The sequence below is a fragment of the Fusibacter tunisiensis genome (genome assembly GCF_016908355.1).
Taxonomy (GTDB): Bacteria; Bacillota; Clostridia; order Peptostreptococcales; family Acidaminobacteraceae; genus Fusibacter_D; species Fusibacter_D tunisiensis.
Genome location: NZ_JAFBDT010000001.1, coordinates 68158 through 91794, shown reverse-complemented (window position 1 = coordinate 91794; position 23637 = coordinate 68158). Strand labels below are relative to the sequence as shown.

General features: G+C 37.6%; 27 protein-coding genes. All 27 read right to left on the bottom strand.

Features of this window, described 5'->3' with window-relative positions; translation table 11 throughout:
- Positions 1 to 3: 3 nt before the first annotated feature.
- The 27 genes from JOC49_RS00475 to ftsY all read right to left on the bottom strand — a co-directional run bounded on the left by JOC49_RS00475 (position 4) and on the right by ftsY (position 23634).
- A complete protein-coding gene (locus JOC49_RS00475; protein WP_204661111.1) occupies positions 4 to 1494 on the bottom strand; it encodes a flagellar hook-length control protein FliK in 1491 nt (496 codons plus the stop codon).
- 9 nt (positions 1495 to 1503) lie between these two features.
- Positions 1504 to 2769, bottom strand: a complete 1266-nt coding sequence (locus JOC49_RS00470) for a hypothetical protein (protein WP_204661110.1) — start codon at positions 2767 to 2769, stop codon at positions 1504 to 1506.
- A complete protein-coding gene (fliJ, locus tag JOC49_RS00465) occupies positions 2769 to 3221 on the bottom strand; it encodes a flagellar export protein FliJ (RefSeq protein WP_204661109.1) in 453 nt (150 codons plus the stop codon). The genes JOC49_RS00470 and fliJ overlap by 1 nt, the downstream gene beginning before the upstream one ends.
- Positions 3218 to 4519, bottom strand: coding sequence for a flagellar protein export ATPase FliI (fliI, locus tag JOC49_RS00460; RefSeq protein ID WP_204661108.1), 1302 nt, complete (start codon positions 4517 to 4519; stop codon positions 3218 to 3220). The genes fliJ and fliI overlap by 4 nt, the downstream gene beginning before the upstream one ends.
- 2 nt (positions 4520 to 4521) lie before the next feature.
- A complete protein-coding gene (locus JOC49_RS00455; protein ID WP_204661107.1) occupies positions 4522 to 5310 on the bottom strand; it encodes a FliH/SctL family protein in 789 nt (262 codons plus the stop codon).
- The gene (fliG, locus tag JOC49_RS00450) at positions 5303 to 6316 is read right to left on the bottom strand and encodes a flagellar motor switch protein FliG (protein ID WP_204661105.1); all 1014 of its coding nucleotides are present in this window, start codon (positions 6314 to 6316) and stop codon (positions 5303 to 5305) included. The genes JOC49_RS00455 and fliG overlap by 8 nt, the downstream gene beginning before the upstream one ends.
- A gap of 11 nt (positions 6317 to 6327) precedes the next feature.
- Complete coding sequence (gene fliF / locus JOC49_RS00445; protein ID WP_204661104.1) at positions 6328 to 7887, bottom strand: flagellar basal-body MS-ring/collar protein FliF; 1560 nt, start codon at positions 7885 to 7887, stop codon at positions 6328 to 6330.
- 27 nt (positions 7888 to 7914) lie between these two features.
- Positions 7915 to 8217 carry a flagellar hook-basal body complex protein FliE gene (gene fliE, locus JOC49_RS00440; protein ID WP_204661103.1) on the bottom strand — a complete coding sequence of 101 codons (303 nt, stop codon included), beginning with the start codon at positions 8215 to 8217 and terminating at the stop codon, positions 7915 to 7917.
- A 29-nt stretch (positions 8218 to 8246) separates the two neighbouring features.
- Entirely contained in the window at positions 8247 to 8687 is a 441-nt protein-coding gene (gene flgC / locus JOC49_RS00435; protein WP_204661102.1) for a flagellar basal body rod protein FlgC, read from the bottom strand.
- A gap of 11 nt (positions 8688 to 8698) precedes the next feature.
- The gene (gene flgB, locus JOC49_RS00430) at positions 8699 to 9097 is read right to left on the bottom strand and encodes a flagellar basal body rod protein FlgB (RefSeq protein ID WP_204661101.1); all 399 of its coding nucleotides are present in this window, start codon (positions 9095 to 9097) and stop codon (positions 8699 to 8701) included.
- Positions 9098 to 9321: 224 nt separating this feature from the next.
- A complete protein-coding gene (gene codY, locus JOC49_RS00425) occupies positions 9322 to 10098 on the bottom strand; it encodes a GTP-sensing pleiotropic transcriptional regulator CodY (RefSeq protein WP_204661100.1) in 777 nt (258 codons plus the stop codon).
- A 16-nt stretch (positions 10099 to 10114) separates the two neighbouring features.
- The gene (topA, locus tag JOC49_RS00420) at positions 10115 to 12172 is read right to left on the bottom strand and encodes a type I DNA topoisomerase (RefSeq protein ID WP_204661098.1); all 2058 of its coding nucleotides are present in this window, start codon (positions 12170 to 12172) and stop codon (positions 10115 to 10117) included.
- A gap of 84 nt (positions 12173 to 12256) precedes the next feature.
- On the bottom strand, positions 12257 to 13351 hold the full coding sequence (dprA, locus tag JOC49_RS00415) for a DNA-processing protein DprA (protein WP_204661097.1): 1095 nt from the start codon (positions 13349 to 13351) through the stop codon (positions 12257 to 12259).
- Entirely contained in the window at positions 13351 to 14820 is a 1470-nt protein-coding gene (locus tag JOC49_RS00410; RefSeq protein ID WP_204661096.1) for a YifB family Mg chelatase-like AAA ATPase, read from the bottom strand. Before JOC49_RS00410 ends, dprA begins: the two co-directional genes overlap by 1 nt.
- 83 nt (positions 14821 to 14903) lie before the next feature.
- The gene (locus JOC49_RS00405) at positions 14904 to 15257 is read right to left on the bottom strand and encodes a YraN family protein (RefSeq protein ID WP_204661095.1); all 354 of its coding nucleotides are present in this window, start codon (positions 15255 to 15257) and stop codon (positions 14904 to 14906) included.
- Positions 15254 to 15529, bottom strand: a complete 276-nt coding sequence (locus JOC49_RS00400; protein WP_204661094.1) for an EscU/YscU/HrcU family type III secretion system export apparatus switch protein — start codon at positions 15527 to 15529, stop codon at positions 15254 to 15256. The genes JOC49_RS00405 and JOC49_RS00400 overlap by 4 nt, the downstream gene beginning before the upstream one ends.
- An 8-nt stretch (positions 15530 to 15537) precedes the next feature.
- Positions 15538 to 16974 (bottom strand): hypothetical protein, encoded by a 1437-nt coding sequence (locus JOC49_RS00395; RefSeq protein WP_204661093.1) that lies wholly within the window; start codon positions 16972 to 16974, stop codon positions 15538 to 15540.
- 10 nt (positions 16975 to 16984) lie between these two features.
- On the bottom strand, positions 16985 to 17752 hold the full coding sequence (locus tag JOC49_RS00390) for a ribonuclease HII (protein WP_207754670.1): 768 nt from the start codon (positions 17750 to 17752) through the stop codon (positions 16985 to 16987).
- Entirely contained in the window at positions 17749 to 18615 is an 867-nt protein-coding gene (ylqF, locus tag JOC49_RS00385) for a ribosome biogenesis GTPase YlqF (protein ID WP_204661092.1), read from the bottom strand. Before ylqF ends, JOC49_RS00390 begins: the two co-directional genes overlap by 4 nt.
- A gap of 87 nt (positions 18616 to 18702) precedes the next feature.
- On the bottom strand, positions 18703 to 19056 hold the full coding sequence (gene rplS / locus JOC49_RS00380) for a 50S ribosomal protein L19 (RefSeq protein WP_204661090.1): 354 nt from the start codon (positions 19054 to 19056) through the stop codon (positions 18703 to 18705).
- 87 nt (positions 19057 to 19143) lie between these two features.
- Complete coding sequence (gene trmD, locus JOC49_RS00375; protein ID WP_204661089.1) at positions 19144 to 19848, bottom strand: tRNA (guanosine(37)-N1)-methyltransferase TrmD; 705 nt, start codon at positions 19846 to 19848, stop codon at positions 19144 to 19146.
- Complete coding sequence (gene rimM / locus JOC49_RS00370; protein ID WP_243423531.1) at positions 19845 to 20333, bottom strand: ribosome maturation factor RimM; 489 nt, start codon at positions 20331 to 20333, stop codon at positions 19845 to 19847. Before rimM ends, trmD begins: the two co-directional genes overlap by 4 nt.
- A gap of 82 nt (positions 20334 to 20415) precedes the next feature.
- Positions 20416 to 20646, bottom strand: a complete 231-nt coding sequence (locus JOC49_RS00365; RefSeq protein WP_204661087.1) for a KH domain-containing protein — start codon at positions 20644 to 20646, stop codon at positions 20416 to 20418.
- 21 nt (positions 20647 to 20667) lie between these two features.
- A complete protein-coding gene (gene rpsP / locus JOC49_RS00360) occupies positions 20668 to 20919 on the bottom strand; it encodes a 30S ribosomal protein S16 (RefSeq protein ID WP_204661086.1) in 252 nt (83 codons plus the stop codon).
- Between the two features lie 31 nt (positions 20920 to 20950).
- Entirely contained in the window at positions 20951 to 22291 is a 1341-nt protein-coding gene (gene ffh, locus JOC49_RS00355) for a signal recognition particle protein (RefSeq protein ID WP_204661085.1), read from the bottom strand.
- A 22-nt stretch (positions 22292 to 22313) separates the two neighbouring features.
- Positions 22314 to 22655 (bottom strand): YlxM family DNA-binding protein, encoded by a 342-nt coding sequence (ylxM, locus tag JOC49_RS00350; protein WP_207754668.1) that lies wholly within the window; start codon positions 22653 to 22655, stop codon positions 22314 to 22316.
- Positions 22656 to 22716: 61 nt separating this feature from the next.
- A complete protein-coding gene (gene ftsY / locus JOC49_RS00345; RefSeq protein WP_243423522.1) occupies positions 22717 to 23634 on the bottom strand; it encodes a signal recognition particle-docking protein FtsY in 918 nt (305 codons plus the stop codon).
- Positions 23635 to 23637 lie beyond the last annotated feature (3 nt).

The window sequence follows — 23637 nt, the reverse complement described above, 5'->3', positions numbered from 1 at the left end:
CTCCTATCCTAGATAATTAATTGTTGAGGTTTCATCACTGTCAAACATATACGTTTGAACACGTGTCTCATTTCCATTTTCCTCTTCAACCGATTGAACACCTTTTTTTGAAGCCTTTTTTTGACTTAAAAACTCAAAAGCCTCTTGCTGTTCTTTTTTACCAGTATCGACAGATACATTGATCTGATTTACTGTAAAACCTTTGTTTGCCAAATTCTGCTTCAAATCATCTAATCCTGATTCAACAGCTGCTTTAACAATTTCGTTCTCAACCTTAATTTCAGCCATTACGAGACCCTTATGAATATTCAATTTAAGTTCTACATTTCCCAGTTGTTCCGGTTGTAATTTCACGAGCATCGACGTCCCATTTTCATCGATCTTAAAATTACCCTTAACTGCATCCATAACTTGCGTAAATATATCTTGTTTAAGTACCTGTGTTCCTTGTACCGTCTGATTGGATACCAAACCGGGTTGACGCATTACCAGTTGATGAAAAGATATCACATCATCAACGTCTTGATTCTGAGCACTGTTCGTATCAGGATCATGCACATGCTCTGAAACATCCTTGGTGCCGCTTGTCTTTAATTCCAAATTAGTTTCACTTTTCTGTTGGTCTACCGGTTTTGTTTCCGCGTCTTTTTGGATCACTTGAGAAGACTTCACAGGCGTATCACTCTGTACAGTCCCTTCAGAGTTCTTAGTGGTCATCAAAGGTGCATCTTCAGTTTGTTCTTTTTTTGTAGACGCATCAGAAGGTTTAATATCCAACGTTTGCTGAAACTTCACAAGGATTTCATCAAAGTTCTCCATTACGTTTGCCAGCAAGGCGGAGTGTTCTGGATTGCTATTTTCGATAGCAGGTTCCAAAGACTGTTTTAACAACTCAATTTGCTGGTCTAACTTTTCAACCAACTCTAAGTCCAAGGGTTCATTTAGCATCTTGTTAATTTCAAGAGATTCAAGTGAAACATGAATTTCTTTTATAAGATCTAATGACACCTCAGGAACCGATTCTAACAGTTGAACCATTTCTCTCAAATCCAAATTCATAAATGCCATTAAAGCATTTAAATCTTCATCGGATAAGCCAAATTTTGATTTGAGTTTTTCTTTTAGCGCGTCAAGTTCCTCGTTTGCATCCATTTCTTTTGTCATTTCTGATGCATTCGTCTTCTCAGCTACTTTTGTTTCAGTCTTTTTACTGTCAATTTTTGACGGCCCATCTTTAGAATTGTTTTCTTGCTGCTTAACTTTTACTTGGTCTGTCTTATAGACTGGATCTTCAATTGGAACCTTTATTTTCTCTGGGTTCCCCTGCACCGGTTCTTTAAAGACAGGTTCTTTCATGGGATTTCTTTCGATTTTTGGTATCTTTTTACTTTCAAACAACTGGCTGAACGCATCTGTTGGCTGATTTGATTTGTTGCCAACGGATACTGCTGGGTTGAGAATCGATTGACTTGCAATCCATTCTCTAATTTGCATATACACCTCCTATTGTTGTGGTAGCGCGAGTTTTCGCGTCAATTCTGTAGAGAGCGTGCTGTCCATCAACGCCAATAGTTCAGAACGTTTCTTTTCAGTAAACTGTTCCAATAAACCTAAAACAAGATCTTCATCTGAAATTCTGATTAAATCGCCATTATTAAGTTCATATATTGCAGAAGGCGCTGAGTTCAAAATCATACTCTCTAAAATTGGTAGAATATCTGTATTTGCCATCCTTGCATAGACATTTACCAATTCTCTAACATTATCGTCAAATTCTCGATAAACCTTTAGTGATTTTAAAATATCCGGTGTCAATAAATCTTCACCCTTATCTAGCATTTCTGTGGCTTTAATTTGCGCAACCAAATCAAACACAAACGTTTCATCTGTATTTTTCGCCAAAACTTCTCCTGCTTTACGTGGCCCCATTTGCGCATAAATAATTGCCAGTTCTTCCATTGAATAATTGCCTGAACTTCCCAATGCTTCCGCCACAGCTTCAGCATCTTCAGATCTATATACATCTGCAATCTGCTTCAAATCTTCAGTGCGTCTGGTGTAATCGCTATACATTTGCTGAATTGCTTGTTTCTTTTGAATTGAAAGATGTGAAAACAATATGTTTCGATCTTCAACATCCATTTGATAAAGGATCTTCATTGCAGCATCATCTGAAATCCATTCAATTATTGAGCCCACTTCAGCATGACCATTTATACCACTTTCAATAATGGATTCAATTTCTTGAATTGCAGAGTCAACTGGTAACGATTCAATATGAGCGGCCAATTCTTTTAAATCGTCTTGTCTTTCAGTCTCAATGGATTTAAGCGTATTTTGAAGGACATCTTCACTAACAGTTGCATCCCTGATTGCATCTAATATGCGTCTGGTTTTATTTGGATTCAGTCTCAGCATATCTTTAACCACATCATTGTAAGCACCACTGTCCTCACTGTTTAAAACCATTAGCTTGTCCACAGCGCGTTCTTCCGGTAAGTCGAGCATAAATTCAGAGATTTGCTTAATCTGTTCCATTTGTTCTGCCCTTGTTGGGAATTTTGAAAAATAGTCGCCCAAACCTCCTGGTACATTGGACATCAAACCATTTACAGTCATATTAAAATCATTATTCAAAAAATAAAGACCCCCAACAACCAATAAAGGGGTCAATAAAAGTACAAGTAGTACAACGAGACACCCCGTTAACCCTTTTGATTTCTTTTCGGATTCATTCCCAGAAGGCTCATTGTTTTGTATTTCTGCCATTACGATTCTCCATTCGTCCGATTATTTTTGTAGTTAACAACTTCTTCAATCAGCTTGGCATCCGCCTCATTAAACGCTTCAACATATGCTCTATACGCATTTTCTTTCAGTTTTTCCATTATTTTTCTAGACTTAACTGCCTCAAGAAGTTCTTCTTGTTTTTTCTTAATATCTTGGTCCAATCTTGATACACGATTTTGAAGCACATGTTTATGATCAGAGTAATACTTTTTTCCATCTGAAAAATGATGCATTTCATGTTTAGCACGTCCACTTCTTAAACTCTCTTCAATAAACACCAAGTAAGACTGCTCGCGACCTTTTAAAGCTTCAAGTGCATCTAACTGGTTCTGGCGCTCTTTAATTAACCCAGCCAGTTGATGCTTAACTTTATCTTCCGCATCCATGCGCATTTTTAAAACGCTCTCATATCTAAATTTGAACTTCTTCATCTAATCAAGTCCTTTAATAACGACTTACTTTCTTCAAATGACAAAGTCTCTGTTGTTCTCTGCTTTAAAAACGTTATAAAATCGTCATATTTATCAATTGCGAGGTCAATATGTGGATTTGTCCCCTTTGCATAAGCACCTATGTTAATTAAATCTTCAGAATTTCTATACGTTGCTAAAACCTCTTTAAATCGCATTGAAGCAAGAAGGTGGTCTTCATCAACAATATTGGGCATGACTCGACTTGTACTGTCCAAAACATCAATTGCCGGATAATGGCCCAGTGACGCTAATTTTCTAGATAACATAATATGACCATCCAATATCCCTCTCACAGCATCTGAAATCGGTTCATTAAAGTCATCACCGTCAACCAAAACAGTATAAAGACCCGTAATCGATCCTTTGGATGAATTTCCCGCCCGCTCCAGTAGCCTTGGAAGCATGGCAAACACGGATGGCGTGTACCCTCTGGTTACAGGTGGCTCGCCGACAGCAAGTCCAATTTCCCTTTGGGCCATTGAAAAACGTGTGACAGAATCCATCATCAAAATTACATTTTTACCTGAATCCCTGAAAAATTCCGCTATTGAAGTTGCAATGAGTGCAGCTTTAACACGAACAAGAGCCGGTTTATCAGAGGTCGCCACAACAACAACTGATCTTTTTAGCCCCTCTTCTCCAAGTTCATTTTCAATAAACTCACGAACTTCACGTCCCCGCTCTCCAACTAGTGCAATCACATTTACATCTGCTTTAGTGTACTTTGCAATCATGCCTAGCAAGGTACTTTTACCGACTCCAGAACCTGCAAATATACCGATTCTTTGTCCCTTACCACACGTGAGCAGCCCATCGATTGCTTTAATCCCAAGTGGCATTGGCGCATCAATACGGTCTCTAAAAAGCGGGTTCGGCGGATCATTGTTGGCAGGATATTTTTGGTCGGCAGCAGGTTTCGCCATCTCATCAATAGGGTTTCCAAGACCATCAAATATTCGACCAAGCATAGCTTCAGAGACTTCAACTTGAAGGGCATGTCCAGTAGCAACCACACGGCTACCGGGCCCTATACCAATCATATCCCCAAGTGGCATAAGTAAAACTTTGTCTTGATTAAAGCCAACAACTTCACCTTTTAAAGGATTTGTCCCTTTAATTGGGAAAATATCACACACTTCACCAATTTCAACAGCAGGGCCTATAGATTCAATCATCAACCCAACAATTTTTGAGACGCGTCCACTGTATCTTAGAAACACCGACTCTTCAACTGCCTGTTTATAGCGTTCCAACATGTCTACTCACCTTTCAACATTTCTTCAAACAACTTGGTGACTTCTTCAAATTGTGTCCAAATGCCACTGTCAACACTGCCCGAGTCAGCGTCTATCATACACGAGCCATTTTGAAGCGATGGATCTCTTTTGATTTCAATAGCATCTATTTTATCGCTCATAGCCAATATTATGGGTTTTACTGAAATTGCTTGATTGTAATCATCGGTTGAAACACGTATGGTGAGTTGTTCCGTTCTAGAAACCCTTTGAATCCCCATTTTTATTAAGGACTCTATCAAAGAAACATCCGTTTCCACATGGTGATTTAGCAGTTTCTCTACAACTTCTAAAACAAGATCAATCATCTCTTTTTCAGCGCTCTTAAAAACAGCTTCTCTTTCAGTAAGCCATGCTTGCTTTATTGTTTCAGCCTGTTCAATAATTTTATTGCCTACTTTTTGACTTTCTGCAAGACCAGAATCAAATCCATCTTTATAGCCATCTTGTTTCGCACGTTCCATTATACCTTTGGCCTGATCGTAAGCATCTGAAATAATGGATTCACTGCTCATTTCAGCATTTTTTAATTTTAGATCCGCTTCTGCATCCGCCTCTTCCAATATAGCCTCAGCCTCTTGCTTTGCTTGTTCAACACTATCATCCGGTCTTCTTTCATTTGATAGGTCAGAAAAATCAGGTTCTGTATCACGCTCTTGAGCGTTATGATTTTCTATCACTTCTTCTTTATTTTTCAGTACAAAGGCGTTTTCATCCAAAATAACTCTGGAAGCTTTAAAAATCTTAGACAATGAGTTCATCTCCTCCGCCTCTTGCTATAATAATTTCATTTGATTCCTCAAGTTTTCGGATGATGTTAACAATTTTTTGTTGTGCTTCTTCAACATCCCTTAAGCGAACAGGACCCATGAAGTCCATATCTTCTCTGAGCATTTCAGACATACGCTTGGACATATTGGCAAAAATCATTTCCTTAACCTCATCAGTAGCACCCTTAAGTGCAACTGCAAGATCGTTGTTGTCCACTTCTCTGATAAATCTTTGAATACCAACACTGTCCAAATTGACGATGTCCTCGAAAACAAACATCTTTTTCCGGATTTCTTCAACAAGTTCTGCATTTTGAATTTCAAGTGTCTCAAGGATGTATTTTTCAGTTCCACGGTCAACAGAATTCAAAATATCAACAATACACTGAATACCACCCGTTGCTGAGTAGTCTTGAGTAACCATAGACGATAACTTTCTCTCAAGGACGAGTTCGACCTCTTTTATAATTTCAGGCGATGTACTTTCCATCGTTGCAATTCGCTGGGCAACATCCGCCTGTTTTTCCTGTGGCAAGGCAGATAAAACTTGAGCAGACTGATTGGGGTTAAGGTAAGATAAAATCAACGCCAGTGTCTGAGGATGTTCATTTTGGATAAAGTTCAACAATTGATTTGCATCTGTTTTTCTAACGAAATCAAAAGGCTTCACCTGTAATGAAGACGTCAATTTATTGATAATCTCAAGTGCTTTTTGAGATCCCATTGCTTTTTCAAGAACCTCTTTCGCGTAATTGATACCGCCTTCTGATATAAATTCTTGAGCCAGACATACTTGATAAAATTCCTCAAGAACCGATTCACGTTCTTCAGGCGAAATTCGGCTAACATTTGCAATTTCAAGTGTTAATTCTTCGATTTCATCATCATGCATATGACTAAATAGCTTAGCAGACCTTTCTGGTCCTAAAGCAATCAAAAGTATGGCAGCTTTTGTCTTTCCTGTCATTTTCCCTTTTTTTACAGCCATCAAGTCGCCTCCTAATCGTTAAGCCATGCTCTGAGAAGTGCTGCAGCCGCTTCCGGATTGTTGTCCACAAATTTTTCAATATGGTACTTAGGACTGCCTTTATCTTCTTCAATTTGATCAATTTCATCAAGGTCTCGTTTTGCTTCAAGTTCTTTCTTGCGCTGGGCTTCAAGTTCAGCCGCTTCAGCCTCTTTTGCTTTCTTACGTCTAATCATTAGAACAACAACAATCACAACTATAAGTGTCACCACAGCCACAACAATCAGTGCCCATAATGGAACGCCAAAGACAAGTCCATCTTCCACTTCAGCAGTATAAACGTCATAATAAGCCATCGGATCAGGAAATTCACTTACCATAACACTTATGTTATCGGCAGCAGTTCCTGCAGACATGGCTATAAGTGATACCAACTCAGTATAATGGTCGTTTGACAATTGACCGTCAATAAGCGCTGTGGAATTTAACAAAACCCCTATGGACAGTTCCTTAATGTCACCTTGTGAGCTTATAATTTCACGATAAATTTCATTGAGTTCATAATTTAAAGTTTCACTTGCTTTTTCATAAGAAGATTCTCCAGAATCTCCTTCCACATATCCAGTCGCTTCCCCCGAATTAGAATCTGTGCCAGGCACACCTACTGCACCAGCACTATTAACGACGTTTTCAGTTATAGTCGTCGCACTTCTAACCATTCCGGAAATCTCACCTTCAATAGGCGGACTAAAAATACGTTGAGATTCCGTTTGACGGTCAAATTCCATAATGACACTTGGTTTTACTTCAACATTTCCAACGCCATACAAGGTTTCTAGAAACGAGGTCAGATCATGTTGCATCTGCTGTTGAACTTTATATTGAAGTTCATAATTTGAGTTGGCACTAAAATCATCCATACGGTATGGATCGTTTAATTGAATGCCATTTGAATCCAATAAAGCAACATTTTCAGCTGTTAAATCTTTAACAGAATTTATAATGAGACTTACGATGCCATTAATCTGTTGCTCATTTAAAGAAGTTCCACCTTTTAATTCCAGAACAACCGAAGCTTTTGATTCAATTTCATCTTTAACGAAATAATTACTTTCTTTTGGAATTTGTAATATTACAGTGGCATTGTCAACAGATGTTAAAGTCTCAATGGATTCCTCAACACCAGAAGCTGTTGCTTGTATAATCATTTGTTCTCTGGTTTGGGAAGTCATAGTAATAGATTCACTGCTAAAAAAATCAGACCAGCTAAAACTAACAGCCTGGACATTTGCTGCAATTTCCATTCGCGCCCGAGACGCATAAGCTTCAGGCACAGAAATCACCGAGGTGTTCATACTGTCTTGCCAAGGAATACCCAATTCATCCAACTGACCAGTAACAATCTGAGCATCAGCTGCAGTAAGCCCTTGAGCCACAACAACATATTCAGTTCTTGTAAAAAAAAGAATTCCAAACGTCAGCGCTAAGATTAACACAGATAATCCCACGTATAATAAAATTTTTCGATTTCGGTCCAAACGCGAGTGAAAGGCTTTGACGCTTTCTAGAATTCTGTTTAATAACTCTCTCATTAAAACACCTCTTATGACTATTAATTACTACAATTGGAGTCGCATTATTTCACTATAAGCTGCCAGTAACTTATTTGTTACTTCAACCGCTAGATTTAAAGACAGATCAGCCTTCATCCCTGCAATACTTACATCATGGACACTGTCAATTTCGCCGAGCAGAAAAGCATTCCCAATCTCAGTAGAATAATTTTGATCTGCATTGACACTATTAAGTGCATCTGCTAAGAGTTCTGAAAAATTAACTTGACCAGAATCAAGTGTTTGATTTACTTCTTTAATTTTATCGAGATTTAAAGATCCGATGTTTTGAATACCATTAACGATCATGCCTACCCCTTTCTACACTCTTAAACGGCCTATTTGCCGATTTCTAAAGCTTTCATCACCATTGCCTTGGTTGTGTTCACAGCGGTAATATTGGACTCATAGGCCCGAGAAGCAGAAATAAGGTTAATCATTTCATTAACCACTTCGACATTCGGAAGACTTACATAGCCCTCAGCATCCGCATCTGGATGATCTGGATTGTATTCTTTTTTAAAGGGTGCTTGGTCTTCAACAATTCCTGCAATTTCAACCCCTTGACCAAGTGTTTGAAGTCCCTTTGCCGAATTTAGCATTTGCTCAAAACTAGAAGCTTCTTGAGCTCTAAAAACAGCCACTTTTCTTCTATACGGTGTGCCACTTGCAGTTCGTGTCGTATTGGCATTGGCAATATTTTCACTAATCAAGTCCATCCTAAGACGTTCTGCAGTAAGGCCAGTTGCACTGACATTAATTGAATTAAAAAATCCCATAACGTCCCTCCTTATTTATTGATATTAAAGACACTTTTCAGTCGGCTATATTGCCCATTTACAGAATTAATGACAGCGTTATAATATAGTGTATTTTTAGCCATCTCTGCATTTTCCACGTCAATATCTACATTGTTGTCATCAACACGGTAACTGGTGTTCGCTTGTTCTTCAATTGAAATTTGACCATTTCCCATGTGATCCATATGTTTTGGATTTGTTTTTATCATTTGAGCCGACGAAGACTTGGCGATCTCCGTTCTTAGCACCTCTTCAAAATTCACCGTCTGACGTTTATATCCCGGTGTATTCACATTGGCTATGTTGTTGGAAATCGCGCTATTTTTAAGCCAAGCACCGTCTAAAGCCTTATTCAATAAATTAATTCGATCAAATGATTTGTTTAACATAGCACCCTCCTTATGACGCCCGTTACATACTCATATATAACATATCGGTTCATGTGGACAATTACTTTATATGATTACAAGTATCCCAATTTATACTATATATACAACTTATGGGTCTATTTTACCCTATATATTGTATAAAATAAAGTGTTTTTCGTAAATAAGGCAAAAGTCCTTCTTTGAATGAATTTCAAGAAGGACTTTTAATATGCCAATGCATCAATTTATTGCTTAACACGTTCCAATTCAGGAAGTAGCAAATCATTTAAAACTTTAATATAGGTACCTTTCATGCCCAACGAACGCGTTTCAATAACACCTGCACTTTCAAACTTGCGGAGTGCATTTACAATAACAGAACGCGTGATCCCTGCTTTATCTGCTATTTTACTTGCAACAAGTAAGCCTTCAGCACCATCGAGTTCATCAAAAATATTCACAACAGCCTCAAATTCTGAGTATGAAAGTGTGCTAATTGCCATTTGAACAATTGCCTTCTTACGAACCACTTCTTCATGCTCATCACTTTTTGCGCGGATGATTTCTAAACCAATAATAGTGGCCGCATATTCTGCCAAAATCAAATCTTCTTCTAAATATACTTTTTCTCGTCTGGCAATTATAAAAGTTGCCATCCTTTGGGCATTTCCAATTACAGGTACAATCGTTGCAAATTTAGAGGAACTCCCAATTTCGTTTTTAAAGAGTGACTGCAGTTCTTCTTTTGTCACATTAAAAAGCGTTTCATTAATTTTAAGAAGTTTTTCCTGCTCTTCCTGATCATAAAACTGATCACCCTTTTCTGTATTCACAACCGCGCTGTCTTCCTGCTCAATCAAGCTGGCACCTAATATCTTACCGCGTTTGCTAACCACATAAACATTGGAATCTAGAATTGTCATCATCGTGTGACACAGGTCCTTAAACGACAACTGAGTCGCTGCAGATGTTTGTAAAATGCGATTCAACCTACGCATTTTTTGAAGAATGTTACTTTCCAATTAATTTTCCTCCTAATTATTCCTTATAGTCACATGATGGATTGTGACATTTAATAGTTTTACCCTTTTTGGTTTTTTTCTCAGTTAAAATATCGCCACATTTCGGACACTTTCGATCAATCGGCATATCCCAGGAGACAAATCGACATTCTGGAAACTCTGAGCATCCATAAAAAACTTTTAATTTTTTTGATTTTCGCTCTACAATCTCACCATTCTCACATGCAGGACATGCAATCCCAAGCTTCTTCAAAATTGGTTTGGTGTTATTGCATTCCGGATAATTTGAACATGCCAAAAACTTTCCATATCGGCCATGTCGAATCAACATCATACTGCCACATTTCTCACACTCAATATCCGTTTCTTCTGTCAAATCTACTTTTTCGATTGCTTCATCCGCTTTTTTTAGCATTGTTTCAAAAGGCTTAAAAAACGTCCGGATAGAATTTTTCCATTCATCTTCTCCCGCTTCGATGGTATCAAATTGTTTTTCCATTCCCGCAGTAAAATCAACATCTACAATTGAGCTAAAATAATCGTTCATAATTTCATCAATAATAAAGCCGAGTTCAGTTGGCTTTAAACTCTTCTTTTCTTTCTCAACATAGCCGCGGCTTAATATCGTAGAAATTGTAGGTGCATAAGTACTTGGTCTTCCTATACCCAATTCTTCCATTACCTTAACAAGCGAAGCTTCTGAATATCTTGCAGGCGGTTGTGTAAAATGTTGTGTTGGTTGGTACTTAATATTTTCTAACACATCGCCCTTAGTCACTTCAGCAAGAATTTTATCCGATTGTTTAGACGCTGTATAAATGCGTAAAAACCCTTCAAAAATCAATTTGCTCCCACTGGCTTTAAATACGTAATCACCTATCTGAACTTCGATACTCAGACTTTCAAATTCTGCACTTTTCATTTGGCTTGCCACAGCTCTCGACCATATTAAATCATAGAGTTTAAGCTGATCTTTTGAAAGTGCATTTTGAAGGGAATCTGGTGTCAACTCTACATAAGTGGGTCGAATTGCCTCATGTGCATCTTGTGCATTTTTTACACTTTTTTGCTTTTTTTCCATTGTGCCTAGCCATTCGCTGCCCAAAGTTTCTTCAATATGCGCACGCATTGTATCTTTCGCTGTATCCGAAAGACGTGTAGAATCTGTTCTCATGTAAGTTATCAGACCAAGTGTCCCACGTCCCTTAACCGCAATACCTTCGTAGAGTTGTTGAGCCAACATCATTGTCTTCTTTGTTGAAAAGCCAAATCGATTTGACGCTTCCTGTTGTAAAGAACTGGTAATAAACGGTGGTGATGGGTGTCTGTATTTTTTCTTTTTCTCAACAGAAATAACTTCGCCTTTTTTAGTGTCAAGGTCTTTTAAAATAGCCGCAACCTGAGCTTCATTTTCCAAAGGTAACTTGCCATTATGAGTGCCATAAAATTCAAGTTCCAAAGAATCTTTGCTTTGATCCAATTGACCTTCGGCATCAATTTTCCAGTATTCTACTGGAATAAAACTTTGTATCTCGCGCTCTCTTGAGCAAATCAATTTTGTGGCAACCGATTGGACTCTACCAGCGCTTAAGCCTTTCTTGACCTTGCGCCATAAAATCGGACTAATGGAATACCCTACCAAGCGATCCAAAACACGTCTTGCTTGTTGTGCATCAACGAGATTTAAATCAAGTGGTCTTGGGTTTTTTATAGCACTTTTAATGGCATCCTTTGTAATTTCATGGAACATAACCCGACACGCTTCATCATGGTCAATTCCCAAAATATACGCGAGATGCCACGCAATAGCCTCACCTTCTCGGTCAGGGTCAGTAGCTAGAAATATCTTATCTGCTTTTTTCGCAGCGGATTTCAAAGATTTAATCAAATCCCCTTTCCCGCGTATGTTGATATATTTGGGTTCAAAATCATTTTCAATATCAACACCCATTGTACTTTTAGGCAAATCCCTAACATGACCAATAGAGGCCACAACTTTATAGTTCTTACCCAAAAACTTCTCAATGGTTTTTGCTTTTGCAGGTGATTCAACAATTACTAAATTATAGGACATTATACGCTCCAAACTCTATTTTTATTTATCTTACAAGTGTACCTAATAAATTTATAAAGTTTTGTATCACTTGTCAAGCCTTTTTTAAGCAAGTCCTATTTCAGTCAGAGACTCAAACCGACATAAACCCTCAATAACAAGCTCATTAACCGCAGCTAAAATTTCAGAATATTCTAAATTGAGTTCGCTTTCAATGGCATCATAATCTTGTTTTTTCTTCTCTTCTATTAAGCGAAATATTATTTGTGCATTTTCACTAAATTTTTCTAACTCAATCGATTTGTGTGCGTCTGCTTTAACAGGACTAACACCTGACACAGCAAGTAGGTCTTCCAAACAAATTAAAGGATACGCACCATCATAAATCAATTGATTGGTTCCTTTTGATGTTTCTGAAAAAACAGGCCCTGGCAATGCAAACACTGGTTTTCCTTGATTAATTGCATGCTGGGCAGTTGTTAACGTTCCGCTTGCAAAACTTGCTTCAACTACAACAACAGCATCCGAAAATCCACTTATCAACCTATTCCTTAATGGAAATTCATAGGGTTTAGGCGCCTCATCAAAAGGTTTTTCAGACACAACAAGTCCATTCTGGTCTAGTATGCCTTTAAAAATAGAAGTGTTGGTTTTGGGATAGGCATTCATAACGCCTGACGCCATGACCGCCATGGTAAGTCCATTAGCTTCTAGAGCAGTTCTATGGGCAATTGCATCAATTCCAAGTGCCATCCCACTTACAACGACAATGCCATGCTTAGATAAAAATTTTGCAATATCAACTGTTGCTTTTCTCCCATATGCGGTTGGTCGTCTTGTACCAACAATAGCCACTTTAGGTCTATTCTCAAGCAATCTTTCATTTCCTTTATAGAAAAAAATATCGGGCGGACAGTCAATATGATGAAAATTATTTGGATATAGGACACTTCTTTTGCCAATATACTGAATGCCATTCATTTTTAGTTTTTCCAAAAGCATGTAATACTCACGAAGACAAATTTCTTTCGTCTTTTGACTTTTTTCTTCTATTATATTATCCGGTAACCCACACTGTGATAATCTACGCCAATTTATTGACTCAATCGACCCAAAATATGCCAGTATCTGATTCTGTTCTTTTTTTGTGAACCGACACCAGTTTTTTAAACACATAAGATTATACAAATATCGATCCATCAAAGGCCTTCTTTCAATCTTGATAAGTTGTGATAAGATGCAGCTTCATACAAAGCACTTTTATCAATGGTATCCGATGCGTTAAAATGGGCTATAACTTCTGCAACTGACAACAGCTGTTTTGCACCTCTCATGGATAAGTTTTTAGTTGCATATAACTGTTGCAATACTGGTATTGCATCCACTTCTATCTGCATTGGTGTATTATCATCCCTAAACTTAAGAATGCGTTTACACACATCCTCAACATCCTTGCGCAGTTCTATTGAGTCTTTTCCCCTAGTGCCTTTATTTTCAACAAATTGACCCGCGCGGTCTAGATACACAATCATATGAAAACGGTCAAGCAGGGCACCAGACATTTTATTTAGATACCGTTTAATTTCATAGCTGTTACACGTACATGCCTTATACTTTGACAAATGAAATCCGCATGGACAAGGATTCATCGTTGCAATCATTGTGAATTCACAAGGATAACTCGCGTTTTTAAAATTCTTTGTCAATTGTATTTTTCCACTACTTATCGGCTCTCGTAAGGCTTGAAGAACAGGATTCTTATATTCCAGTATTTCATCTAAAAAAAGAACGCCCCTATGGGCTTTAGATATTTCACCTGGCAAAAGGGCGCTTGTACCCCCTATCATTCCCGTAATAGAAATGCTATGATGTGGCATTCTAAACGGCCTATGTCTGTTCATATAGGCTTCACCAGTTAGTGCGTAAAGTTTTGAAACTTCAACATATTCTGTCTCTGTAAGAGAAGGTAAAATTGTTTGAAATCTTTCCGCGAGCATGGTTTTTCCACACCCTGGCGGTCCAACAAGCAGTGTGTTAAACCCACCAGCTGCACTAATGGTAAGTGCCCTGATCACATGGTTCAGCCCTCTTGTTTCATTGTAATTTCCCTGTGCCCTAGGCGCATCTGCAACTGCGCCCAAGCCTGATGCCGTTTCTAAGCTTCCCTCAATCAGCTCTTTAATCAAGTCACCTAGTTGATTAACTGGATGATATGACACACCCTCAATTGTAATCAGTTCTTTTAGATTTGATGCCGGTAAAACAATATGATTTATACCTTTCTTTGCAAAGGCTTCAACCAATGCAACACTTCCAGAGACCGGTTTAATTTCACCTTCTAATGACAATTCGCCAATAAAACCATAAGTGTCTAATTTTAAGTTAAAGTCTAAAATACTGGCTAAAATTCCTATTGAAAGTGGCAAATCTAAATGCGCACCTTCCTTTTTCAAATGGGCGGGGTACAGATTTTGTGTAATTTTTTGATCTGGAAACTTAAACCCACTTTCCCGTATTGCCGATTTCACACGATCTTTTGATTCTCTTATGGTCTGACTTGGTAAACCAACAATTATATGGTATGGTAGCCCATTACTGATCTGCGTTTCAATTTCAATAACTTCACCCTTCATGCCACTTACAACTGCAGAATTAATTTTTGAATACATAACACCTCCATAATTTGTTAATTTATAATATATTATACAAATTATGGAAATAAGTCAACTAAAATTAGACCTTCTGCCAACACTTAAACCAAAAGATCCTCAATCCAAGTATATTCAATTTTTGAGTCCATCTCCAAAATGCCAATGTATGAAAGTTTATATTTTATAAATGCCTTATAATTTTCTGAAATATATTTTGACGCTGTCTGCCGCATACGGCTTACTTTACCTTTGTTTAATAAATTGACTGCATTTCCATAGTAGAGGCTTCGTCTATACTTAACCTCAACAAAATATAGTGTTTTGTCTTTTTCGAAAATCAAGTCAATTTCACCATATCGACTGTAATAATTTCTACAAAGACAGGTAAATCCTCTCTTTTCAAGCCATTTTTCAGCAATGCCCTCTCCCATTGCGCCAACATCTCTCTTATTCATTTAATTGTCCCCTTCTTTTGGTCCACATCACTTATAAACACTAAAACTTCAGCCACAACCTCATACAATTCATATGGAATTTGATCGCCAATATCCAACTGATTCAATTGTCGACTTAATTTTTCATCAACATATACAGGAACATCACTTTCCTCAGCCCGTTTTATAATATTTTCAGCAACAAGCCCTATTCCTTTTGCAATAACTTGAGGCGCTGCATCAACATCAGGATTAAATTTCAAAGCGCTGGCCAGTTTCTTTTTATTTTCCATACCCTCACCTAAACTTTCATATCAATGGTGAAACCATCGTGTTCCGGTTCAAAGGATTGAACAAAATCTAATTCTTTTACACCAAATCGAATAGAGACATCTGAAATGCCCATTTCGTTCAAAACCATTTCTAAATTTAGCTGATTCATTTTAAACAAATCTCGTGTATCCTTTTCTTCCAAACTAAATGCAAGATCATAGTGTGACTTCATTTTATGGACAGCACACCTTACTTCACCACAATTGTGGGTATTTAGAGCAACTAAAAGGTATAAGTCATCGGGGTCCACTTTTTTATGACGTTTTTTAACATATAAATCAACGGTTGTAAATTCTTTTTCAAGTTGTATCGGGAACTGATAAAAGGCAATAGAGTCAGGCACACCTTGAGGCACTTGCTTCAATTCTTTAACAATACTAAATTGAGTCTGCATCTCTTCTACTATCGATTCAGATAAACCTGATTGTTTTGCCCACTGAAGCAGTGACTCTACTTTTTCATCATTCGTGGCTTCGTTAACAAGTATCTCTAAAGCTTGTGAAACCACATGGTCTTTAAGGGGTAATTTAGAAATTTGGTCCAATAGTTTAACAAACGCTTCAGAAACAGGGTTCTTATTTTGGATGGCAGCTTCAATCAGCGTTAAGTTTTTAAGTGTCAATTCTAAATTTTCGCGTACTAAAACGCTACTTCTGTTAACCTCAAACTGGTTCAGAAGTTCTTGAACAACTTTTGTGTCCGGCAAGCTAGATTCAACGTTTAAGACTTGTTTAAGCGCTTCAAAAACACCTTTAGCCTCAGCCTTTATAACCTCATTTGCAAGTGGTGTTGTTAACAGACGCTCAACATGCCCACTGTCATTTGTTTTAAAAGTGGATAGGCTCTCATTAGAACGTTCTGGCGTTTGCTCATCCTTCATCATGAATAATATCATTTCTTTTAATGGCTTGTCTAAATTTGCAAGTGCCATTTCACGTGTAGGCTCAGGTGCAGTACTAAATTCAGCACTAAAAACACCCACTTCTTTTATAGCATTTTGCATTGATTTTACCGTTGTCAAAGTGACAGGCACTTCATTTTGAATGAGGGCTTTAACAATTTCCTGATTGATTGGTGTGGTTGGAAGTTTCATTTTATTAAGCAACTGCATTGGTATGTCTTCTGTCTCTTGAGGTAAATCATCTGCAACGCGAATCCACAAAGCCCCATCTTTAACATCAACAATTTGCGCAGAAATAAAGTCGCCTTTCTGAAAAGCATGTGACGACTGATTTTGAAGTTTAATTACCTCTCCATCCACTTCAACCGACAAGGTTTCTCCTTCTAGTGCGATAACCTGTCCTTCAATGATAGAACCAATCAATTGCTTTGTTTTTGCAGGCACATCCGGTTGATTCATCAATTTTATTAAATTATGCATTATGGCTTGATTTGTAATTCTCATCAGAATCCTCTTAAAAAAATCCTTTTAAAAAACTTCTTCTATGGGCATCAATTACGCCATATTCATTAATAGCAGCATAGTGCTTTGGTGTTCCATACCCTTTGTTCTCATCAAATCCATATTGGGGATATAATTTATGGAGCTCTGTCATCATCGCATCCCGAGAAACTTTTGCCAAAATCGATGCAGCCGCAATGCTGATACTGTTTGCATCTCCTTTTACAATTGATTCCTGTTCTATAGGTATATCGGCTAATCTAACTGCATCAATTAATAAGTAATCTGCCTCTACACTTTTTAGCGCCCGCTTCATGGCCAGTTTTGTTGCATTTAAAATGTTAATCTCATCAATCTCTGTATGCGTGGCTATGCCAATACCATATGCTAAAGAATTGTGAATTATCTTATCATAAAAGTAAAGGCGTTTGCTTTCAGAGAGTTTCTTTGAATCGTCAATCCCAGTCCAGTCATGACGCATATCAAGCACAACAGCAGCAGCAACAACTGGTCCAACTAGGGGCCCTCTGCCTGCTTCATCCAATCCTGCTATATGTTTAAACCCCTTATCTTCCGCAGCAAGCTCATAGCGTTTCATAAAATTAAGTTTTTCTGATAGCGCCTGAATTTTAACGATTTTTCTTTCAAGAGATTCAGCCAGTAAAACGGCCCCTTTTCTACCATCAGATTTTAAGCTTGCACAAAACGACGGAATTTCAGAGTCTTCAATTGAATTGGCAATTTTTTTAAGTTGCGATATCGTCTTCCCTTCAATTATCATTCTTCTAATCCTTTACCAGAATCCTCGGGAGATTCCAACGAAATGGTACCAATAATCCCTTTTCTAAATTCGTCTACTATTAATCGACTGGCTTTTTCCAAGTCCACTTGATTACCTTTAACGAGGCAGCCTCTTTTTCGGCCAATTGCTTCCATTATTTCAACAGGATCTTCAACTTGTTCCAATTGGTATCGATGCTTTATAGCTTCAGGATATTTATCACTCAATATGCGAATAAGGTGAAAAGCAATGTCTTCAATATTTAGGATTTCATCTTTAATCGCCCCAGAACACGCTAACTTAATCCCCATCATATCTTCTTCAATTTTTGGCCAAAGTATTCCAGGTGTGTCAAACAATTCAAGGTCTTTATTAATCCGAATCCACTGCTTGCCTTTTGTAACACCAGGTTTATTCCCTGCTTTTGCGGCATTTTTCCCCGCCAAGCGATTAATTAAAGACGACTTCCCGACATTAGGGATTCCAATAATCATGAGCCGGATTGGTCTTAATTTTCGGCCCTGTCTTTTCATCTTTTCAGCAACTTCAGCAGAAGCTAATTTCACATGACCAAGCAACTCTGAAATACCTTGACCGTTTAATGAATTAATGGGTATTGCATCAATCCCCTTTTCCTTATAGTAGGTTACCCACTTACGTGTAACCACAGGGTCAGATAAATCGTGCTTATTAAGTGCCACGACTCTTTTTTTACCACCAATTAAATTTTCAAATTGGGGATTCTTACTGCTAATGGGAATCCGAGCATCTAAAAGTTCAACCACGATATCCACCAACTTTAAATTTGCTTCAATAAGATCCCTTGTTTTTTTCATGTGCCCAGGGTACCAATTTATACTCACGATTTTCTCCTTTTTATACCATTCTAACACAGTTCATACGTTTCAAAAACAAATAAAAAGGGACTTTGAAGTCCCTTTCTACTTGAATTAGTACTTTTTCTTTTCTTTTACTTTTGCGGATTTACCCACACGTGATCTCAAGTAATTTAATCTGGCTCTTCTTACGCGACCTTCTCTAACCACTTCGATCTTTTCGATTTTTGGTGAATGAAGCGGTAAAGTCTTTTCAACACCAACACCGTAAGAAATTTTTCTTACTGTGAAAGTTTCTGCAATACCACCGTTTTGCTTTTTAAGCACTACACCTTCAAAAATCTGAATTCTTTCTCTCTTGCCCTCTTTTACGCGCAAGTGAACTTTTACAGTATCACCAACATTAAACGGTGTAATGTCTGACTTCAACTGTTCATTTTCGATAGTCTTAATGATGTTCTGATTCATCGTACTACCTCCTTCCCTCAAAGATGTTCATTAACGCCTCTGCGACAGAGGAACATCCGTAATTCAAACATAGGTATTATACCATTTTCACAATTTCTTATCAACCTTTTTTTGCATATAGGCTTCATAAAGGTCTGGTCTTCGTAATTTTGTAAGTGCCAATGACTGGTCTAAACGCCATTTTTCAATTTTAGCATGATTTCCAGAAATTAAAACATCGGGAACCACATCACCATCGTAAGATGCTGGACGTGTGTATTGGGGATATTCCAACAGACCATTGGCAAACGACTCATCACTTGCAGAATCATCGTTGCTAAGAACATGCGTTACCATCCGGCTCACACTATCAACCAAAACCATTGCAGCAAGCTCACCACCTGTTAAAACAAAATCTCCAATTGAAATTTCTTCATCCACATATCGATCAATGAACCGCTGATCTATCCCCTCATAATGACCACATACAATCACAAGTTCATCATATTGGGATAAATCAACCACTTTATCATGTGTCAAACGGCTGCCGAGCGGTGACATATATATGACTTTTCCTTTAGGTGCTATGGGTTTAGCCTGCAAAGCATCTTTTAACGGCTGCACCATCATCACCATTCCAGCACCGCCTCCAAAAGGCGCATCATCTACCTTTTTATGGCGATTTTCTGAATACTCTCTAATATTGTCGCATTCAATTTTAATATGGTTTTGTGCCACTGCTCTTCCAATAATGCTTGTACTCAAAAACCCATCAAACATTTCTGGAAATAGTGTTAGGATTCTGAACTTCATTCTAGCATCCCTTCAATCAAATGAATCACAATCTTTCTTGCATTGATATCGATGGATTTTACAAATTCATCCACAACAGGGACATAAAAAACCTGCATTGAGTCCTTCCGCTTAATTTCATATAAGTCTTGAGCTGTGTTTTGAAGAACATCCTTCAAAACGCCAAGTTCTTTTCCATATTCATCCAAAATAATGCACCCAATTAAATCTACAATATAGTGACCCTCACCGTCATCATCAGCCATTTCGCGGGGAATATAAACGCTTTGGTTTATAAGTTCATGAACAGAATCAATCGACTCATATCCCTTAAATTTAACAAGTGCCATATTTTTATGAATGCGAACGGAAACAACCTCTATACGGCGCTCTCCAACAATCAAACTTGAATACTTTTCAAATTTGGTCACATCGTCTGTATAAGGATAAATTTTAACTTCTCCTTTGACGCCATGTGTATTTACAATTTTTCCAATATTAAACATTTGTGCCACAGCATACTCCCAATACCTTAATAAGAAAAAAGCTATTTCAGGGTAAAACCTATGAAATAGCTCTACAGTTCAATTACTGAATAATTTCCACAACGACACGTTTATTTTCTTTAGTCGCCGCAGCTTTAACCACAGTTCGAATTGCCTTCGCAATTCGCCCTTGTTTGCCGATTACCTTACCCATGTCTTCAGATGCGACTTTCAACTCAATAATAATTGATTGAGAGCCTTCAACTTCTCTTACTTCAACACTTTCAGGATTATCTACCAGCGAAGCTGCAATAACTCTTACCAATTCGCTCATTGTATCACCTCTGTCTGATTGTTACTTGGTTTCATAAACGCCGTGTTTCTTAAAAAGCGCTTTTACAGTGTCTGTAGGTTGTGCGCCATTAGCGAGCCATTTGTTAGCTTTTTCAACATCAAGTTTTACTTGCTCACCTTCTCCAACTGGGTTATAGTAACCAATTTGCTCGATAAAACGACCATCTCTTGGTGATCTTGAATCTGCAACTACAACTCTATAGAAAGGTTTTTTCTTAGAACCCATTCTTGTCATTCTGATTTTAACTGCCATTTTTTCACCTCCTTAGTGATTTTTCAATTTATTAAAAGAAAGGAAACTTTAATCCCTTACCTTTTTTCATTTTTTTATCCATTTGACCAAACTGTTTCATCATTTTTTTAGATTGTTCAAACTGTTTGAGCAGACGATTGACCTCTGAAACATGAACACCACTTCCTGAAGCAATACGTCTTTTCCGACTGGCATTGATAATATCTGGATCTTTTCTTTCCAAAAGGGTCATAGACTGGATAATTGCTTTTGTACGGGCCAAATCTTTATCATTTACTTCTAAGCCTTTTAATGCTTTGTTGTTCATTCCCGGCATCATGCCAAGTAAATCACCAATAGGGCCCATGTTTTGTAGTTGTTCCAATTGATCTAAAAAATCTTCTAGATCAAATGTCATTGTCTTCATTTTATTTTCAAGTTTTTTTGCTTTTTCTTCGTCGAAATTTTCTTGGGCTTTCTCAATAAGAGATAATACATCACCCATCCCAAGAATTCTAGATGCCATTCGGTCTGGAAAAAATTCTTCAATATCTGTCAGTTTTTCACCAACACAAGCATATTTAATCGGTTTACCCGTAACTGCACGTACAGAAAGTGCTGCACCACCTCTTGTATCACCATCAAGTTTCGACAGGATAACACCATTAATTTCCAATTGACTGTTAAAATGTTCTGCGACATTAACCGCATCTTGACCAGTCATGGCATCTAAAACAAGTAATATTTCTTTGGGGTTGACAGCCTCTTTGATTTTCTTTAATTCTTCCATCAAAGCTTCATCAATATGCAATCTACCTGCTGTATCTAAAATCACAACATCGTTGTTGTACTTTATTGCATGTGCCACAGCACTTTTGGCAATTTCGACTGGGCTCACTTGGTCTCCCATAGTAAAAACAGGAACATCTACCTTTTCACCTACAACTTGCAATTGTTTAATTGCTGCAGGTCTATAAATATCACAAGCAACAAGTAATGGTCTCTTGCCATTTTTTTTCAAAATATGTCCCAGTTTACCACACGTTGTGGTTTTACCAGCACCTTGCAATCCTGCCATCATCAAAATGGTTGGTGGCGATGATGCAAATTCAATTTTAACCTGTTCAGTCCCCATCAAAGCTGTCAACTCTTCATTAACAATTTTGATAACTTGTTGACCAGGTGTTAAACTTTGTAGTACGGATTCGCCAATAGCACGCTCCGTAACTTTATTAATAAAATCTTTAACAACTTTAAAATTAACGTCTGCTTCGAGAAGTGCAAGTTTAACTTCTCGCATGGCCACTTTTACGTCTTTTTCAGATAATTTACCCTTACCTCGAAGTTGGCTAAATGCCCCTTGAAGCTTTTCGGCTAAACTTTCAAATACCACCGGCAACCTCCATTAATGTTCCCTAATCTATTTCAAGTTTTATCAATGTCTTTATGCTTTCAAAAATTTTTTTGTCAAAATCTTTTTCATAAGCTTCAACAAGTGCATTTAATTGTTCAAATCGTTCCTGCTTTTCAGAAAATCTTCTATATAGAGACAAGTGCTCTTCGTAATTCTCTAAAATTTTTTCCGTGCGTTTAATCGTGTCATGAACAGCTTGACGACTGATGCCCAAAAGTTCTGAAATCTCGCCGAGTGAATAATCCATTATACAATAGTATTGCATAATTTCATTCTGTTTTTCCGTCAACATTTTTCCATAAAAATCATATAGTGCATCGAGTCTTAATTTTTTTTCAAACATGATTACCTCACAAATTATAAAACAAATTAGCAACTGTGTCAAGCATTTTTACTTTACATATCTAATTGAATAAAGCTTCCACAAAATCATGGGCATCAAAAAGTTGTAAATCTTCTACTTTTTCACCCACACCAATGAGTTTTACTGGAATATCCAGTTCTGAATCAATGGCCAATACCACACCACCTTTAGCCGTTCCGTCTAATTTGGTAAGCACGATACCCGTTATTTGAGCAGCTTCATTAAAAACTTTTGCTTGCTGAATCGCATTTTGTCCTGTAGTCGCATCCAAAACCAGAAGAACTTCCTTTTCAGCTTCTGGATATTCCCTTTCAATAACTCGAAATACCTTTGCAAGTTCATTCATTAAATTCACTTTATTGTGCAATCTTCCTGCAGTATCACAAATCAGCACATCTACCTTCCGCGCTTTTGCAGATTGAATCGCATCAAAAACAACAGCAGCAGGATCTGAGCCTTCACTTTGATGAACAACAGGAACACCCGTGCGGTCGCCCCATACCTTTAGTTGCTCGATTGCAGCAGCTCTAAAAGTATCTCCAGCAGCAATCATAACCCGGTTCCCATCATCTTTCAACTTCTGAGCAATTTTACCAATAGATGTTGTCTTTCCAACACCGTTAACCCCAATTACCATTATTATTGTAGGGGTTTTTTCAATTGAAAAGGGTTTATTGTCCTTTTCAGTCAGCATTTTTTCCACAACATCTTTAAAAACAGTCTTAACCTCATGTACATCTTTAACTTTACGAACTTTAAGTTCTGCTTTTAAAAGGTCAATTAAAGTCATTGTTGTTTGCATTCCAACATCAGCAGTAATTAAAATCTCTTCCAATTCATCAAACAGCTTATCGTCAATTTCACCATAACTATTAAACAAGTCATCAATTTTATCGGTTATGCCTTTGCGGGTCTTATCTAACCCCTCTTTTAATTTTGAAAATAATGACAGTGCCATATA

Coding starts and splice junctions, on each gene's coding strand:
- JOC49_RS00475 (WP_204661111.1), bottom strand. CDS start 1,494: ATGCAAATTAGAGAATGGATTGCAAGTCAATCGATTCTCAACCCAGCA.
- flgC (WP_204661102.1), bottom strand. CDS start 8,687: ATGGGATTTTTTAATTCAATTAATGTCAGTGCAACTGGCCTTACTGCA.
- rimM (WP_243423531.1), bottom strand. CDS start 20,333: ATGTTTAATATTGGAAAAATTGTAAATACACATGGCGTCAAAGGAGAA.
- JOC49_RS00410 (WP_204661096.1), bottom strand. CDS start 14,820: ATGTATTCAAAAATTAATTCTGCAGTTGTAAGTGGCATGAAGGGTGAA.
- JOC49_RS00365 (WP_204661087.1), bottom strand. CDS start 20,646: ATGAGCGAATTGGTAAGAGTTATTGCAGCTTCGCTGGTAGATAATCCT.
- dprA (WP_204661097.1), bottom strand. CDS start 13,351: ATGGATCGATATTTGTATAATCTTATGTGTTTAAAAAACTGGTGTCGG.
- topA (WP_204661098.1), bottom strand. CDS start 12,172: ATGTCCTATAATTTAGTAATTGTTGAATCACCTGCAAAAGCAAAAACC.
- JOC49_RS00390 (WP_207754670.1), bottom strand. CDS start 17,752: ATGATAATTGAAGGGAAGACGATATCGCAACTTAAAAAAATTGCCAAT.
- rplS (WP_204661090.1), bottom strand. CDS start 19,056: ATGAATCAGAACATCATTAAGACTATCGAAAATGAACAGTTGAAGTCA.
- fliF (WP_204661104.1), bottom strand. CDS start 7,887: ATGAGAGAGTTATTAAACAGAATTCTAGAAAGCGTCAAAGCCTTTCAC.
- JOC49_RS00395 (WP_204661093.1), bottom strand. CDS start 16,974: ATGAGAATTACAAATCAAGCCATAATGCATAATTTAATAAAATTGATG.
- flgB (WP_204661101.1), bottom strand. CDS start 9,097: ATGTTAAACAAATCATTTGATCGAATTAATTTATTGAATAAGGCTTTA.
- ylxM (WP_207754668.1), bottom strand. CDS start 22,655: ATGTTTGAAAAAAAATTAAGACTCGATGCACTATATGATTTTTATGGA.
- fliI (WP_204661108.1), bottom strand. CDS start 4,519: ATGTTGGAACGCTATAAACAGGCAGTTGAAGAGTCGGTGTTTCTAAGA.
- JOC49_RS00405 (WP_204661095.1), bottom strand. CDS start 15,257: ATGAATAAGAGAGATGTTGGCGCAATGGGAGAGGGCATTGCTGAAAAA.
- fliG (WP_204661105.1), bottom strand. CDS start 6,316: ATGGCTGTAAAAAAAGGGAAAATGACAGGAAAGACAAAAGCTGCCATA.
- rpsP (WP_204661086.1), bottom strand. CDS start 20,919: ATGGCAGTTAAAATCAGAATGACAAGAATGGGTTCTAAGAAAAAACCT.
- ftsY (WP_243423522.1), bottom strand. CDS start 23,634: ATGGCACTGTCATTATTTTCAAAATTAAAAGAGGGGTTAGATAAGACC.
- trmD (WP_204661089.1), bottom strand. CDS start 19,848: ATGAAGTTCAGAATCCTAACACTATTTCCAGAAATGTTTGATGGGTTT.
- fliJ (WP_204661109.1), bottom strand. CDS start 3,221: ATGAAGAAGTTCAAATTTAGATATGAGAGCGTTTTAAAAATGCGCATG.
- JOC49_RS00470 (WP_204661110.1), bottom strand. CDS start 2,769: ATGGCAGAAATACAAAACAATGAGCCTTCTGGGAATGAATCCGAAAAG.
- JOC49_RS00400 (WP_204661094.1), bottom strand. CDS start 15,529: ATGGAAAATAAAAAGAAACTGGCCAGCGCTTTGAAATTTAATCCTGAT.
- fliE (WP_204661103.1), bottom strand. CDS start 8,217: ATGATCGTTAATGGTATTCAAAACATCGGATCTTTAAATCTCGATAAA.